The organism is Williamsia sp. R60 (assembly GCF_054063855.1).
The window spans coordinates 791,594-806,561 of the sequence record NZ_JBSSGR010000004.1 but is presented as its reverse complement, the minus strand read 5'-3'; the positions used below and the strand labels follow the sequence as shown (position 1 = coordinate 806,561).

The 14,968-nt window shown below is 63.9% G+C and carries 15 protein-coding genes; 10 read left to right on the top strand and 5 right to left on the bottom strand.

Annotated elements, in window-relative coordinates; genetic code table 11:
- Positions 1-41: 41 nt before the first annotated feature.
- The 3 genes from ACVWY6_RS22680 to ACVWY6_RS22670 form a co-directional block, all read right to left on the bottom strand.
- Positions 42-1,376, bottom strand: a complete 1,335-nt coding sequence (locus ACVWY6_RS22680) for a flavin monoamine oxidase family protein (RefSeq protein WP_457541119.1) — start codon at positions 1,374-1,376, stop codon at positions 42-44.
- Between the two features lie 36 nt (positions 1,377-1,412).
- Entirely contained in the window at positions 1,413-2,231 is an 819-nt protein-coding gene (locus ACVWY6_RS22675) for a DNA-formamidopyrimidine glycosylase family protein (protein WP_457541117.1), read from the bottom strand.
- Positions 2,232-2,335: 104 nt separating this feature from the next.
- The gene (locus ACVWY6_RS22670; protein WP_457541201.1) at positions 2,336-2,968 is read right to left on the bottom strand and encodes a HEAT repeat domain-containing protein; all 633 of its coding nucleotides are present in this window, start codon (positions 2,966-2,968) and stop codon (positions 2,336-2,338) included.
- 197 nt (positions 2,969-3,165) lie between these two features.
- On the opposite strand from ACVWY6_RS22670, the gene ACVWY6_RS22665 reads away from it, so the two are divergent.
- The 5 genes from ACVWY6_RS22665 to ACVWY6_RS22645 all read left to right on the top strand — a co-directional run bounded on the left by ACVWY6_RS22665 (position 3,166) and on the right by ACVWY6_RS22645 (position 9,278).
- Positions 3,166-4,080 carry an alpha/beta fold hydrolase gene (locus ACVWY6_RS22665; protein ID WP_457541115.1) on the top strand — a complete coding sequence of 305 codons (915 nt, stop codon included), beginning with the start codon at positions 3,166-3,168 and terminating at the stop codon, positions 4,078-4,080.
- 420 nt (positions 4,081-4,500) lie between these two features.
- Entirely contained in the window at positions 4,501-4,830 is a 330-nt protein-coding gene (locus tag ACVWY6_RS22660) for a hypothetical protein (protein WP_023957968.1), read from the top strand.
- A gap of 152 nt (positions 4,831-4,982) precedes the next feature.
- The gene (locus tag ACVWY6_RS22655; RefSeq protein ID WP_457541199.1) at positions 4,983-7,325 is read left to right on the top strand and encodes a Tex family protein; all 2,343 of its coding nucleotides are present in this window, start codon (positions 4,983-4,985) and stop codon (positions 7,323-7,325) included.
- A gap of 89 nt (positions 7,326-7,414) precedes the next feature.
- Positions 7,415-8,029 (top strand): class I SAM-dependent methyltransferase, encoded by a 615-nt coding sequence (locus ACVWY6_RS22650; RefSeq protein WP_457541113.1) that lies wholly within the window; start codon positions 7,415-7,417, stop codon positions 8,027-8,029.
- A gap of 25 nt (positions 8,030-8,054) precedes the next feature.
- Positions 8,055-9,278 (top strand): endonuclease/exonuclease/phosphatase family protein, encoded by a 1,224-nt coding sequence (locus ACVWY6_RS22645; protein WP_457541111.1) that lies wholly within the window; start codon positions 8,055-8,057, stop codon positions 9,276-9,278.
- On the opposite strand, the gene ACVWY6_RS22640 is transcribed toward ACVWY6_RS22645, so the two are convergent.
- Positions 9,271-11,691 (bottom strand): ATP-dependent Clp protease ATP-binding subunit, encoded by a 2,421-nt coding sequence (locus tag ACVWY6_RS22640; protein ID WP_457541109.1) that lies wholly within the window; start codon positions 11,689-11,691, stop codon positions 9,271-9,273. The two genes, ACVWY6_RS22645 and ACVWY6_RS22640, sit on opposite strands and share 8 nt — an antisense overlap.
- Before the next feature lie 199 nt (positions 11,692-11,890).
- Here ACVWY6_RS22640 and ACVWY6_RS22635 point away from each other — a divergent pair, with 199 nt between their 5' ends.
- From ACVWY6_RS22635 to ACVWY6_RS22620, 4 genes are all read left to right on the top strand, one after another.
- On the top strand, positions 11,891-12,241 hold the full coding sequence (locus tag ACVWY6_RS22635) for a cupin domain-containing protein (RefSeq protein WP_062798454.1): 351 nt from the start codon (positions 11,891-11,893) through the stop codon (positions 12,239-12,241).
- Between the two features lie 112 nt (positions 12,242-12,353).
- Positions 12,354-12,704 carry an ArsR/SmtB family transcription factor gene (locus ACVWY6_RS22630; RefSeq protein WP_457541108.1) on the top strand — a complete coding sequence of 117 codons (351 nt, stop codon included), beginning with the start codon at positions 12,354-12,356 and terminating at the stop codon, positions 12,702-12,704.
- 1 nt (position 12,705) lies between these two features.
- Entirely contained in the window at positions 12,706-13,185 is a 480-nt protein-coding gene (locus ACVWY6_RS22625) for an SRPBCC family protein (RefSeq protein WP_457541106.1), read from the top strand.
- A 97-nt stretch (positions 13,186-13,282) separates the two neighbouring features.
- The gene (locus tag ACVWY6_RS22620) at positions 13,283-13,447 is read left to right on the top strand and encodes a hypothetical protein (RefSeq protein ID WP_457541104.1); all 165 of its coding nucleotides are present in this window, start codon (positions 13,283-13,285) and stop codon (positions 13,445-13,447) included.
- Positions 13,448-13,526: 79 nt separating this feature from the next.
- On the opposite strand, the gene ACVWY6_RS22615 is transcribed toward ACVWY6_RS22620, so the two are convergent.
- Entirely contained in the window at positions 13,527-13,931 is a 405-nt protein-coding gene (locus ACVWY6_RS22615; protein ID WP_457541102.1) for a hypothetical protein, read from the bottom strand.
- A 43-nt stretch (positions 13,932-13,974) separates the two neighbouring features.
- Between ACVWY6_RS22615 and ACVWY6_RS22610 the strand changes: the two genes are divergently transcribed.
- Positions 13,975-14,961, top strand: coding sequence for an LLM class F420-dependent oxidoreductase (locus tag ACVWY6_RS22610; RefSeq protein WP_457541100.1), 987 nt, complete (start codon positions 13,975-13,977; stop codon positions 14,959-14,961).
- Positions 14,962-14,968: the final 7 nt, after the last annotated feature.

Here is a 14,968-nt window from a genome sequence, read left to right as displayed (position 1 = left end):
CAAGGGTCAAGGCGGTTCCGGAGAAATCCGGAGCCGCCTTTTCAGTGCCCGGGCTCGGCCCAGATCTTCTCGAACGGGACAGCACGACCCAGGATCTGCTCCGCCGCACGATGGCCTGACTTCAATGCACCGGTCACCGTCGATGGATCGTCGGTCCAGGTTGCCTCGCCCGCCAGATGCAGCACATCGTCGATCGGGATGGCCAGATCGTCGTGATCCACGCGGTCCGAGCCCACTGCCATGTAGGAGTACGAACCCCGCGAGTACGGGTCGTCCTGCCACCGCGTGACGTGTACCCGCTCGGGTTCGACGACGCGGTCGCCGTACAGCTTTCGGAGAGCCTCGAGGACGGAGTCGGCGATCTGCGCGTCCGACCATTTGCGAGTCTCTCGCGCACACGGGCCGGCGGCGAAGGTCAGGAGGGTCGGAGAACCCGCCGTCGAGCTAACGTCGTACCAGGAATGCCACCAGCGGCCGGCTTCCCCTTGTTGGCGTATCGCATAGACGTCTTCATCCCAGAACTTGCGCGGGAACCGCAAGAACACCTTCTCGAAAGCGTTCATCCCGAGCCTGGCGAGAGCCTTTTTGTGTGCCTCGGGTAGCGGGGGATCAAAGACGAACTCCGGCGACTTCAGCACACCGAGCGGCACCGTGACCACCACCCGGTCGGCAGAGAAGCGACCGCGGCTGGTGTCGACGGAGGCACCGGCCTGCCCCCACTGGACCCGCGTGACCTCGTGCTCGAGTCGAACGTCGAGTCCCTCGGCGAGGCGGGTGGCGAGTACGTCATATCCGTCGGGGAAGACGACTTCCGCTCCCTCGATCGCATCGTCGTCGAGCCCATGTGCGTCGAGGTCGTCGAGCCACACACCGAGTTGTTCCTCGGTCCGATGCCGCATGAACTCGCGGACGCGCATCGAGCGTTGGTTGCTCCAATCAAGTTGCGCCAGAGCGGCTTCGACTGCACTGCCGTATGACGTACCCGGCTCCGAAGCGGCGACGGTGAGTCTGAACTGTTCGTCGAACCGATGGATGTCGGACACAAAACGCTCCGTGTCCTCGGCATTCATTCGGGTGCCGGCGGGGGAGTAGTAGGCGATTGGCCGCCCGCCTGGTTGAAAGCTGCCCACGGTGAACTCGACGGTGCGCATGCCGAAAGCGTCGACTGCGTCGGCAACCGGGTTGTTGTCGACCCCATGTATCCACGATGCGCCGTAGTCGATGACGTCGCCGTCGGCACGCGACGTCCAGACGCGTCCGCCCACCCGATCGCGAGCTTCCAGGATCACCACGCGCCCGCCCTCTCCCGAGAGGATTCGGGCGACGGTCAGTCCGGCTATCCCGGCACCGACGACCAGCGTGTCAATGTCTGTCACTGCATATTCCGATCTATCGCCATGTGGATCCGGACGTCACGACTGTTCCTTCGAACACCACCACGTCGTGCGTCCGCCCACCGTGCCCCGCGACATCGGTGCACCGCATCGCGGGCACCCGGCGCCGGACTTGCGATACGGGATGATCTCGCCGGTGTGGACACCACCCTTCTTGATCGCGGATCGGATGGCGCGGCGCAGGACGACACGTAGCTCGTCGAGTTCGTCGGTTGTGAGGGTTTTGCAACGCCGCGCCGGTGACTGCGCGCTCTGCCACAGGACTTCATCGGCGAGGAGATTGCCGACGCCGGCGATCGCGGTCTGATCGAGTAGCCGTGCCTTGAGAGGTGCTCCGCTGGAACCGATTCGGAGACGAAAATCCTCCCGCGAGATCTCAGCGGCATCAGGCCCGAGCGCGTCGATGTCCGGCTCGAGGCGAACCCTGCCGAGGCGGCGTTTGTCGAAGAGCCTGAGTTGACCTCCGTCTTCGAACGTCATGGCGAAGCGCGTCCATTCAGGCTTGTCGGTGTCGCGTTCACCGACGTGCGGGTCCCCGCCGCCGTACCGTGAGGTGTGGTCGCCGTCGGGTGCGGTGACGATGATTCGCCCGCCCATGCCGAGGTGAATACCAAGCGTCGGACCAGCGGAGCCGTCGGCGATCGCCGTCTCGCACCACATGGCCTTGCCCCGGCGACGGGCATCGGTCAGCTTGCCGCCCTTCAGTGCCCCCGCGATCTCGCCCGGCCGATGCGGACGGCACTCGAACGTGTCGGTGTCGTCGATGTCGACAATGACGCGATTCAGCGCCTTCTCGACGACCTGTCTCGCGTTTTCGACCTCTGGCAGTTCCGGCACCTGTTCGGTCTACCCTTCCGGCACGATCTCCTCAAGTGCTCAAGCCCTGTCATGGTCTCATCGGGCTGCGCCGGTGGTAGCTGCGTGGCGGCCCCCGGGTCGGGCTATGCGTCCTGGTCCGGCAGCGGTCCGGCGTTGGCGATTTTCTTGGCATCCTCGACTGTCACAGTGAATGCGCTGTCAGGGTCATCCCAGAGGCGTTGGGTCGCCCTGGCGTGAGCGCGTACCGCGGGATTGCTGCTCTCGCTTGCGGTCTCGAGGATGCCGGGAACTGTGTCGCCGAGTTCGATCAGCGCCCGGCTGAGACTCCGTTGAGTTTCACGGTCGCCGCGACCGAGTTCCGCGGCGAGCTCAAGCGCCACGGTGTGTTCGTGCCCGTCGGGAATCAGGACAACAACGGCACGCCACGCCGCTCGGGCCACCTCGTCGTCGGCATCGTGCACGAGGTCGAGGGGTATGTCAGCCCATGTCGCGCGATCGCCGATCTTCGACAAGGTGTGCAAGGCCTGACTGCGGGCCTGCGCCGTCGTGGAATGCAGCTCGGCCAGCAGGAGCGGGACGACGATCTCAGCAGGATGGCGGGTCAGTGCCCACGTCAGCATGTCCCGGACGTAGAAGTCCGACTCGAACGCGCAGCACTCCACCAGAACGCTGACAAACTCAGCGTGCGGCTCGGTGCCCGCTGCGAGCGCCGTTCGCAAGCGAGTCGACGAGTCAGCGTCATGCAACGCGTGCATCAGACGCCGGGTCTGATCATTCTGATGTGGCCGGTCGATGGGACTCACCTCCTGGAAGTGATTCACAGCCTCTCATCCGATGTGGGTCTGACGCCACGGGATACGACGAGCCGTACGGGCACGCCGGTTCGGCGCCCTACGAGTGCTGGAGCGCGTTACTGTCCTTGCAAGTGCTGACTCGGTGAAGGAGCCGCGACATGGCGCGACACGGTCAGGACAAGGCGGACGTGGCAGCTGCCGTTGCAGACACCTCGCAGGGGCCGATCGAGTACACCGATACAGGCGCCGGCCCGCCAATGCTGTTTCTGCACGGCTCGCCTGGCGGCTGCGATCAAGGTGTCCTCATGAGCAGGTTCCTGGCAGGTCATCATCGAATCATCGCCATCTCGCGGCCCGGGTATCTGAACACTCCACTGGCAGAACGCAATCGGACTCCGTCAGCGCAAGCGGACCAGGTGGCCGAGCTCATGTCGACATTGGGTATCGACCGGTTCGGTGTCATGTGCTGGTCGGGCGGCGGGCCGGTCAGCTATGAGCTGGCGGCCGCCCATCCTGGCCGTGTGGCAGCCGTCGCGGTCATCGCCGGCGTCAGTACGACGTTCGATCCTGCTCGAACGTTACGTGGCCGGCTCGAGATGGGCGAGGAGAGAATGCTTTTCACCCGGCTCGGTACGTGGTTCGCGAACGCTCTCGTCGACAAGGCGGCCGCCACCGCGATCTCGACGCTGATTGCCGGCGAAGGTGACATGACTCGCTCGCAAGCGAAACAGCTGACTGCTCAGATCATGTCGGACCCCGGGCAGCGGCAATTTGCGACGCAACTGTTCAGCACGGTGACCGGGAACCGGAAAGCGGGATTCAACAACGACTTCGAGCAGTTTCGCACACTCGACCTACCCTTGGACGCCGTCACCGCACCTGTGCTACTGGTGCATGCCCGAGCCGATGCGGATGTCCCGTTTGAACAATCCGTTCACGCAACCGATTCGCTGCCCAACAGTCGATTGATGACAATTGACGTGGGGAGCCACCTTTCCGCGTGGCTGGGCCCGGATGCAGGTGCGGTGCAAACCGCAGTTGTCCGTCACTTCCGTCTGCACCTTCCGTGGTGACTCGTGAATTCAGCGATTGCATATCCTCCGCTCTATCAGCGAACAAAAGACAGATAGTTAATTTTGTTGCAGCCCCTCAACAATGTCCCTTAAGATCACTTTTGCGCTCCCAGCCGGGAGGATTTTCTCGAACTCTGGGGTTCCGAGTTCGATCGCAAGGAATGCATGGCGTAGTTCAGCGGGCGTTTCCCGACAGGTTGACTGCATTGATGCGCGTGGGTGCCGATCATATGGTGCCGGGTTCTTGCCGACAGGGAATCGCAAGAATGCACGAACCGCGGGTGCGCAGGGACAGGTGATTTCTCAAACTGGCAGGGGGAGGAGTTGTCTGAGGCACGTGGGCTGAGGGACGAGGTGGAGAGAACATCCTCAGCGATCCGTCGAGGGGTCGGGTCGTTGAGGCGAGCACGGAGGTGGCCGGTGGACAACAACGCCGGCAACCGTGATGGTCGCGGCGAACCCGTGATCGTGCATGCTCGGGTCGTCGACACGACCATGTCCTCCGCTCACTGGTTGAGCTTGCTGCGCAGTCGTCTGGCGCCTGTTCAGACAGGAGAAGTGGTCGCCGAGGTGCACACTGCACGAGCGGGCAATGCGTATCTGGTGTTCACCTCGGGCCCGAGTGGAACGAGATCGGCTGTCGAGGGGGCCGCCGCAGCCGTCACCTCCGACCCGCACCGATTCGACCTGCTCACCGCGACCCCCACCCGACGACTGCAAGACTCCCCGCTGTGGTCTGTGCGGTACTGAGTTCGACGGACATGTTCTCGACTGGGTGAGCCACCGAGGTGTCGCCACGCGACAGTGGCCATACGTCCCACCCCCAGCCCGACACACCGACCATCGAGATCGGACTCGGCTGATCGTTGGGTAGGGTTCTGCTAGTGAATTCGAGCCAACCCGTGAAGTCCGTGAACACCCGCATCGCCGAAGAACTGGCGGTCCGGGAAGCGCAGGTGGCGGCCGCTGTCCGGCTGCTCGACGAAGGCTCTACAGTGCCGTTCATCGCTCGCTATCGCAAAGAGGTGACCGGCAGCCTCGATGACGCCCAGCTGCGCACGCTCGAAGAGCGCCTACGCTACTTGCGCGAACTGGACGAGCGTCGGGCCGCGGTGTTGTCATCCATCGCCGAGCAGGGCAAGCTCACCGACGAGTTGAAGGCTGCGCTCAATGCCGCCGAGACCAAGTCCCGCGTCGAAGACATCTACCTCCCGTACAAGCCCAAGCGTCGGACGAAGGCGCAGATAGCGCGGGAGAACGGGCTCGAACCACTCGCGGATCGACTGGTCTCCGATCCGAGCGTTGTGCCAGAGGATGCTGCCGCCGGGTATATCTCAGAGACTGTCGCCGACGTCGCGGCTGCTCTCGAGGGCGCCCGTCACATCCTCACCGAGCGCATCTCAGAGGATGCCGAACTCGTGGGCACGATTCGCGAGAAATTTTGGGCGGAAGGATCGCTACGCACCACGGCGAGAACTGAGGAGGTGGCGAAAAGTGCTGCCGCGCAGAAGTTCCGGGACTACTTCGACTTCTCTGAGCCGCTGGATAAGGTGCCTTCCCACCGCGTGCTGGCCGTGATGCGCGGCGAGAAGGAAGAGGCGCTGTCGCTCACCCTCGACGGTGGGGACGACGAGAGCTATCAGGCGCTCGCCGCGGCGGCCCTGGGCGTCGACACAGCCAACACCGGCCCGGCGACCCAGTGGCTGCTGAGCACCGCGCGGTTGGCGTGGCGCACCAAGTTGATGATCACCGCAATGGTCGACGCGCGTGTGCGTCTGCGTGCACGCGCCGAAGAAGACGCCGTCGCTGTGTTCGCCCGAAATCTCGGCGACCTGCTGCTCGCCGCACCGGCCGGAGCACGCACGACGTTGGGACTTGATCCGGGTTTTCGTACCGGCGTGAAGGTCGCGGTGGTCGACGGAACCGGCAAGGTTCTCGACACCTGCGCGATCTACCCACATCAACCCCAGAAGCAGTGGGACGTCGCCAAGGCGACACTCGCCGCATTGGTTGCACGACACAAAGTGGAACTGATCGCAGTGGGCAACGGCACTGCCTCACGAGAAACAGATGCCCTCGCCGCCGAGTTGATCACCGATATCCGGGCTTCGGGAGCTGACGTCCCGGCCAAGGCGATGGTGAGCGAGGCGGGCGCCTCGGTGTATTCCGCCTCCGAATACGCCTCACACGAACTGCCGGATATGGATGTATCGCTGCGCGGTGCAGTGTCGATCGCGCGGCGACTGCAAGACCCACTGGCCGAACTGGTCAAGATCGAACCGAAGTCGATCGGCGTCGGCCAGTACCAGCACGACGTCACGCCGGGGACACTGGCGCGCAGCCTCAATGCGGTGGTGGAAGACGCCGTGAACGCTGTCGGCGTTGATCTGAACACCGCATCCGTGCCGTTGCTCTCGCGCGTTTCCGGGGTGACGACGACTCTGGCCGAGGCAATCGTCGCTCACCGCGACACCACTGGCCCTTTTCGTAGTCGTAAGTCATTGCTGAAGGTTCCTCGCTTGGGTCCCAAGGCTTTTGAGCAGTGTGCTGGTTTTCTTCGGATCCGCGATGGGGACGACCCTCTCGATGCGTCGGGTGTCCACCCCGAGGCCTACCCGGTGGTCCGGAGCATCCTGGACCGATCAGGTGTGACCTTGGCCGAACTCATCGGCAACGAGCGCACCCTCCGATCGATCCGGCCGGCAGACTTCGCCGACGAACGATTCGGGATACCGACGATCTCGGACATTCTCGCCGAACTCGAGAAGCCCGGCCGCGACCCGCGACCGGCATTCACCACTGCGACGTTTGCCGCGGGTGTCGAGAAGGTTGCCGACCTCAAACCGGGGATGGTCCTCGAAGGTGTGGTGACCAACGTCGCTGCATTCGGGGCTTTCGTCGACGTCGGCGTGCACCAGGACGGATTGGTGCATGTGTCGGCGATGGCCAACCGGTTCGTCTCCGATCCGCACGAGGTCGTGAAGTCGGGACAGGTGGTGAGGGTGAAGGTGTTGGAGGTCGACGTCGAACGCCAGCGGATCGGACTGACCCTCCGACTCGACGACGACACGCCTCGTTCCGGCGGTACGTCCGACAATCGCCCGGGTGGGCAGGGGCAACGACGGCCCAAGAACGCCGGTCAGCCGAGAAAGCCGAAGCGCGACAACACAACCGGAAAGCCGGCGGCGGCGCCGTCGAACGGTTCACTGGCACAGGCTCTGCGAGACGCAGGTTTCGGACGGTAGGAAACCGCCGCTCGCGCGACGGCTCCTTCACCAGGCCACATACGGTTGGGGACGGAACACCGCGTGGACGATCTGAGTCAGGAGCCCGAATGAGCGAACGCACGCCCAGCCAGTGGGAGAAGATCGTCGAGGCCGATCCGGCGCACTCCACACGTTATGTCGAGCGGTTTCGCACGATGGCGGCCCGCGGCCAGGACATCGTCGGAGAGGCGCGGCTGATCGACGCGATGCTGGCCCGCGGTAGTCGTGTTCTCGACGCCGGCTGCGGCCCGGGCCGGGTGGGCGGCCACCTCCACGACGCCGGCCATGAGGTCGTCGGCGTGGATGTGGACCCTGTCCTCATCGACGCTGCAGAGCACGATCATCCGGGCCCGACCTGGCTTGTCGGCGACCTCGCGGACCTTGATCTGCCGTCCCAAGGGGTGGCAGCCGACTTCGATGTCATCGTCTGTGCGGGCAATGTGGTGACTTTTGTTGCGCCATCGACCCGCCGCGACGTCCTCGCCGGGTTCGCCCGGCACGTCGCACCTGCCGGCCGGGTTGTCGTCGGGTTCGGTGCAGGCCGCGACTACCCGTTTGCTGATTTCCTCGATGACGCAACCAGCAGCGGACTCTCGGTTGACGTTCTCTTGTCCACCTGGGACCTGCGTCCGTTCACTGACGACTCCGACTTCCTGGTTGCCGTGTTCTCACTCGCGGCCTGACCGGCACGAGCCGCGGGGGATTCCGGTGACACTTGTAGTCGACACAGAGATCCACGTGCTGCGAGATCATCCGCTTGCAGCGGGTGGCAGTCTGCCGCCACTGGATGCGCCGGCCTACGCACCGGGCGCGATCGACATGGCCGGACGACACGTTCGTTCTCGAGGGCCATCGGTTCTCGCCGGGGCTGCCGTCGGGTGTCTCGTGGGCGCGATGACCAGCCTCGGGGCAGGAGCAGGCACCTCGGCGGGCGCGGCGACAGGGTTACTGGTGAGCGAGATCAGAGTTCACGAGGTCGGCGACGCCCCCAACGCCCGTGCGCGCGTCCAGGATTCCGGCCCAACCGAACACGTACGTGTCATGGAATACAACGTGCATGGCGGCATGGGCGGGCCTGGTCAATTCTTCGCCACGCCTGGTCGTCTGGACCACCTCGCCGCGACCATCCGGCGCGAGCACCCGGATATCGTGCTCCTGCAGGAGTTGGACCATTTCGCGACCCGGTCGAATTACACGGACACGTTGAAGCAGCTGGCGCAGCGATTGACACCGACGGGCGCCGTGATGACTCCGGCAATCGAGAAGGTGAACGGCCGTCGTGAGGGGACCGGGATTCTCACCTTCAACGGTTTCGACATCACCGATGCTCGAGGACTTCGGGTCGGGGATGCGATGGGGGACAGCGCTCTCCGCCGTTTTCGGGCAGCGTCCGACGCGTACGCGGGAATGGTGAGTGGAAGAGTTCACCGGTCGTGGGTGCCGTTCGGAGGAGTGATCGAGTACCAACCGCGGGTGGCCACGGACGCGTTGGTGCGAACCCGTGCGGGGCGCGAGATCCGCGTGCTCTCAGGACATTTCAGCCCGCCTCATCACGGTATCGACGAGCAGCGGCGTCAGGTCGACCCGATCGTGGCAACGGCCCACACCTGGTCGGCACCCACCATCATGGGCGCCGACTTCAATGTGCGAGACGGATCGCCGGAGTTCCGGCGTGAGCACCAGATCTTTGCGTCGGTCGGCCTACTCGAGGCCACGGCAGGTGCACCCGCGAACAGCGACCGGATCTATGCCTCGGCGCATTTCGGCCGAGCCGATGCTCGCAAGGTGCTGCCGTCGGCCGGCGAAGTGCAGGCCAGTGACCACGCGCCGGTGGTGGTCGATCTTATGCTCGAAGCCGATCATTCTGGGTCCGAACGCGGTGATGCCCCGCCCGGCGTACCGGACGGGGCATCGACGCCGCGGCCTAGATGACCAACAGGTCCAGTTGGTCGTCGGTGACCTGGACGGAGACCTTGCCACCGTCGAGGAGCACCTCGTCCAACAGCAGGTCTGCAATCCGGTCATCGACTGCACGCTGAATCGAACGACGCAGTGGTCGTGCGCCGAACTCGGGCTGGTGCCCGTGCTCTGCGATCCAGTCGACAGCAGCATCAGAGAACTCGATGTCGATTCCCTTGGCGCCCAACCGCTTGCGGCTGTCGGCCAGGAGCAGGTCGGTGATCTTGTGCAGCTGCTCGGTGTCGAGCTTGCGGAAGACCACGATTTCGTCGATCCGGTTGAGGAACTCCGGTCGCATCGACTCCCGCAGTCGGGCCATCACCCGCTCACGCACCGGCCGTTCCGCGGCTTCGGCGTCACCGGAGCTGAACCCGAGTCCACCGGACTTGCTGGAGATGATGTCCGATCCCAGGTTGCTGGTCATGATCAGCACGGTGTTCTTGAAGTCGACGGTGCGACCCTGCCCGTCGGTGAGACGACCGTCGTCGAGCACCTGCAGCAGCGTGTTGAACACGTCCGGGTGCGCCTTCTCGATCTCGTCGAGGAGGACCACCGAATACGGGTTCCGGCGCACCTGTTCGGTGAGCTGCCCCGCCTCGCCGTACCCGACGTACCCGGGGGGAGCCCCGATCAGGCGGCTGACCGTGTGACGTTCTCCGAACTCGCTCATGTCGAGTCGGAGCATCTTCTTCTCGTCGCCGAAGAGCGAGGCTGCCAGCGCCTTTGCCAATTCGGTCTTTCCGACGCCTGTCGGTCCGAGGAACAAGAAACTGCCCACGGGCCGATCCGGATCGCTCATCCCGGTACGGCTCCGGCGAACCGCTCGCGCGATGGCCTTCACCGCATCCTCTTGGCCGACAACACGCTGATGTAGCTCATCCTCGAGGCGGCGTAGACGCTCCCGTTCCTGCTCGGTCATCTGGCTTGCCGGGATCCCGGTGGCACGGGCGACCACTTCGGCGATGTGTTCGGCGGTCACCTCAGGTGTTTCGCCTGCCTCGGACGGCCCGCCCGACAGACGTGCCTGGAGCCGGGCGGTCTCGTCACGCAATGCGGAGGCCTTTTCGTAGTCCTCCGCCGCAACCGCCTGCTCTTTGGCCGCCTCGAGTTGGGTCAGTTGCTTCTGGATCGCCTCCACGTCGGTGGACGGTGAAGCCAGTTGCATCCGCGCACCGGCTTGGTCGATCAGATCGATCGCCTTGTCCGGCAGGAACCTGTCCCCGATGTAACGGGCGGACAGCTCGACGGCTGCGCGGATCGCCTCATCGGAGTACCGGATCCCGTGGTGTTCCTCGTACCGCCCGCGTAGTCCGTCGAGGATCGCCACCGCGTCCTCGACGCTGGGTTCGGGCACCGTCACCGGTTGGAATCGACGCTCGAGCGCGGGATCTTTTTCGATGTTCTTCCGGTACTCGTCGAGAGTCGTAGCACCGACGATGTGAAGTTCACCGCGAGCGAGCTTGGGCTTGAGGATGTTTCCGGCATCCATCGACCCCTCGGCTCCGGCACCGGCACCGGCGATGGTGTGCACTTCGTCGATGAAGACGATGAGTTCGTCCTTGTTCGCTGCGATCTCATCGATCACCTTTGTCAACCGCTCTTCGAAGTCGCCGCGGTACCTGGTCCCCGAGACCATGCTCGACAGGTCAAGCTGCACGATGCGCTTGCCTGCGAGACGATCAGGCACGTCACCGTCGACGATCCGTTGAGCGAGACCTTCGACGATGGCGGTCTTGCCGACACCGGCCTCGCCTACCAGCACCGGGTTGTTCTTCGTACGTCGAGACAGGATCTCGATGGTCTGTTCGATCTCGTCGGCACGGCCGATGACCGGGTCGACGCCCCCACCTCGGGCTTTCTCGGTCAGGTCGAATCCGAACTTGTCCAGCGTCGGGGTGGCTGTCGTGGACTCAGCAGCGACCGAGCCGCCCTGAAGTGCGGTCTGCAGGTGTTCGGGTGTGATGCCGGCAGCGGCGAGCAGACGACCCGCAGCCCTGTCATGGTCGGCAGCGAGGGCGAGGAACAGATGTTCTGGGTCGATGTACGTCGAGCCCAAGGTCTGGGCGAGTTGGTGAGCCTCGAACACAGCGGTTTTCAGTGCAGCGCTCAGTGACGTGGTGGTGAAGCCATTGGTCGGCGTTCCCTGAGGAAGGCGCTGTTCGATGGTGTCCGCCACCGCCGTCGTGTCGGCCCCGGCGCGCTCCATCAGCGTTTTTGTGGGCTCCGTGGCGGTCATGACTCGCAGAACATGTAGAGCGTCGAGTTCTGTGTCGCCCCGACCGGCGGCGAACCTGGCGGACTCGGCGATGAGGTCCTGGGTGGACCTGCTCATCAGCCGGCTGATGTCGATGCGACGCGGGCCCTCGGGGCCGAAGAATGCGGGCATTCGCGGAGCCTCCTTGTTAAGAGTTGAGTGAATCTGACTCAATTAACATGAGTGAGGTTCTATCAATTCCCGACCGCTGCGGTCAATTCTGCAACTCGGGTCGCGCGGAGGCCGGATCGGGCGTGTGGTCGCCTCGGTGAGCCGTGACGCGATAGCGTGGGCAGAGAACTTTGAGCGCACATCATGAAGCGAGGACGACGTGGTCGATACGAGCTCCACCTTGGAAGATCTGTCTCGCAAGCACCTGGACATCGCACGCGACGATTCGCATGGCCGCAGTGCCGACATCCTTGTCCATGACGGTCCGCTACGCCAGACGTTGATGGCGATGGTTGCCGGTACCGAACTCGGCGAACACAATTCGCCGCCGGCGGCGAGCATGCTTGTACTCAGCGGCAGGGTGAAGGTGACCGCGGATGAGGGTGAGGTCGTCCTCAACGTAGGTGAACTTCGCGGGCTCACGCATCATCGGCACAGCGTGACCGCGATCGAGGACTCGGTTTTCATCCTGACCACGGTCACCGGTTACGGCGAACCATCGCGGCGCTGACTCGATCATCTTGACCCCTTCGCCTGCCCAGGGGTAGGCACACCCGGGTTGCCGCGCAACCCGGTGACACTTAGCCCTTGCGCTAAGTATCCGGCCGCTGATAGTTTGCCTTGTGGCTCAGTATTCAGAGCAATTGAACGGGGTTTTCCAAGCCCTCGCTGATCCCACCCGCAGGGCGGTGATCGGGCGCCTGGGGGAGGGGCCGGCGAGTATCAGCGAGCTCGCCCAGCCATTCGACATGGCCTTGCCCTCCTTCATGAAACACATCCGGCAACTCGAGGACAGTGGCTGGATACGCACGATGAAGGTCGGCCGGGTTCGCACCTGCGTCATCGAGCAACGGCAGTTCGATATCGCGCAGGATTGGCTGGAAAGCCAGCGTGCCCTGTGGCAACAACGCACCGATCGACTCGAGAGCTTTGTCGTCAATGAGATAGCGACGCAACAACATCAGGAGAAATGACATGACAACACAGCTCAACCCCGAGCTCGACCTCGTCATCTCCAGGGTCATCAAGGCTTCGGCAGCCGCGGTATGGGACGCCTGGACAAATCCTGCCAAGTTCGAGAAGTGGTGGGTTCCCCATCCGACGGTATGCAGGGTGCGCGAGATGGATGTGCAGGCCGGCGGTTCTCTTCGTACAGAGATCAGCGAAGACGGGGGTGAGTTCGAACCACACATCACCGGCTGTTTCCTGGCGGTAGACCCGTTCCGGCGGATTGTGTTCACCGACAGCCTCATAGCCGGCTGGCGCCCATCGGCGGACGCGTTCATGACTGCAATCATCACTGTTGCCGACCACCCTGAAGGCACCGAATATGAGGCCAGGGCCATGCACCGTTCCGCTGCGGATCGAGACAGCCACGAGCGCATGGGCTTTCATGACGGTTGGGGAACTGTCACGCGGCAGCTCGCGGATCTCGTCGAAGGCGAGCCCAGCTGATAAAACTGACGCTCATGCAGTTCGTGTCACTCGATGGGGTCTGCCAGGGCCCCGGGTCTCCCGACGAAGACGCCACTGACGGGACGAGATCCGGCTGGTGATCGCGCCGGTGGTGGTGGGTTCAGGACGACGGTTGTTCATTGCCGGGGGAACACCCGCGGGTCTTCAACTCAGCCGCCACGAGAAGACACCGGGCGGTCTTGCCATTCATGAATACAAGACCGTCGGTGCACCGGTGACGGGCGTCTACGAACCGGTGTAGTCGGCGAGCGTCTGCCGAAAAGCGCTGCGACAGTCCCTGGGATCGGCGGTTCTGCGCGGCGCGTGCAGCAACTCCGTTCTCAGTAGACAGTCCTGGGACCCACCGTTTGCGCGCCCAATGCATGCACGCGGCCGATCAGCTCGCGGTCGGACGTGACCACGATTCGTTTTCTGTGTGGTTGTGTTGCAACAATTTCCACAATTGTGTCGTCGCCCGAGGCGGGCGCCGACACCACCGCCACCGTGGACGTGGAGTCGATTCCCCGAGCCTGGCCTTCGACCACCATCACCACCTCGCACGGTGGCGGCTCGCTGTCGAACCCCAAGAGTGCGACTTCTCTGAGCTCATCGCGCAGACGGATGTTCGCCGCACGACGGTCTCGCCACCAGCCGTCGGGCCTGGAACCCACCACGTTGGCGGCGTCCACGATCACCACCGGTTCGAGGTTCACAGAGGAGGTGGCAGCCATCTCGTCATTGTCCATGGACCCACCAATTCACAAAGCGGTTCCCACTACGATCGAGGTCATGCGATTTGGATTGTTTGTGCCGCAGGGATGGCGTCTGGACCTCGTCGGGATCGACCCCGCCGACCAATGGCCGGTGATGCGTGATTTTGCGGTGCGCGCCGACAACGGTCCGTGGGACTCGGTGTGGGTCTACGACCACTTCCACACGGTTCCAGCTCCCACCGAAGAGGCCACCCACGAGGCGTGGACGTTGATGTCGGCGCTCGCAGCGTCCACGTCACGTGTCCGACTGGGCCAGATGTGCACGGCGATGAGCTACCGAAATCCGGCATATCTTGCCAAGGTGGCCGCCACGACCGATCTCATCTCGGGCGGACGGGTCGAGATGGGGATCGGCGGCGGCTGGTACGAGCACGAGTGGCGGGCCTACGGCTATGGCTTCCCGTCGGCGGGGGAGCGACTGGGCCGGCTCGACGAGGGTGTGCAGATCATGCGGCAAGCGTGGAGCACAGGCTCGGCATCGCTCGATGGGAAGCACTATCAAGTCGATGGTGCAATCGTCCGTCCACTTCCTCTGCAGGAGGGCGGCATTCCTCTGTGGATCGCGGGTGGGGGCGAAAAGGTCACCTTGAAGATTGCCGCGAAGTACGCGCAGTACACGAACTTCGACGGCACTCCCGAGGGATTTGTACGAAAGTCCGACATCCTGCGGACGCACTGCGAAGCCGTCGGCTCTGACTTCGACTCCATCGTCCGGTCTGCCAACTACAACGTCGCGATCGGTTCCACCGAGGCCGAGGTGGAACAGCGGTTGAGCACGCTGAAAGATCGACTTACCCCGCACGTCGGCGCGGATGCGGCCGAGGGCGCCCTCGGAGCGTTTCGCGGACTACCAGGGGTGGGGACCCCCGAGCAGATCATCGAGAAGCTGACCGTACTCAAGAGCCATGGTCTCTCCTACGGCATCTTCTATTTTCCTGAAGCTGCATACGATCTTTCGGGAATCGAACTCTTCGAGAAGGAGGTCTTGCCCGCGCTCGCGTGAGAGAACG

Coding starts and splice junctions, on each gene's coding strand:
- ACVWY6_RS22665 (WP_457541115.1), top strand. CDS start 3,166: ATGGCGCGACACGGTCAGGACAAGGCGGACGTGGCAGCTGCCGTTGCA.
- ACVWY6_RS22625 (WP_457541106.1), top strand. CDS start 12,706: ATGACAACACAGCTCAACCCCGAGCTCGACCTCGTCATCTCCAGGGTC.
- ACVWY6_RS22615 (WP_457541102.1), bottom strand. CDS start 13,931: ATGGACAATGACGAGATGGCTGCCACCTCCTCTGTGAACCTCGAACCG.
- ACVWY6_RS22670 (WP_457541201.1), bottom strand. CDS start 2,968: ATGCACGCGTTGCATGACGCTGACTCGTCGACTCGCTTGCGAACGGCG.
- ACVWY6_RS22650 (WP_457541113.1), top strand. CDS start 7,415: ATGAGCGAACGCACGCCCAGCCAGTGGGAGAAGATCGTCGAGGCCGAT.
- ACVWY6_RS22640 (WP_457541109.1), bottom strand. CDS start 11,691: ATGCCCGCATTCTTCGGCCCCGAGGGCCCGCGTCGCATCGACATCAGC.
- ACVWY6_RS22610 (WP_457541100.1), top strand. CDS start 13,975: ATGCGATTTGGATTGTTTGTGCCGCAGGGATGGCGTCTGGACCTCGTC.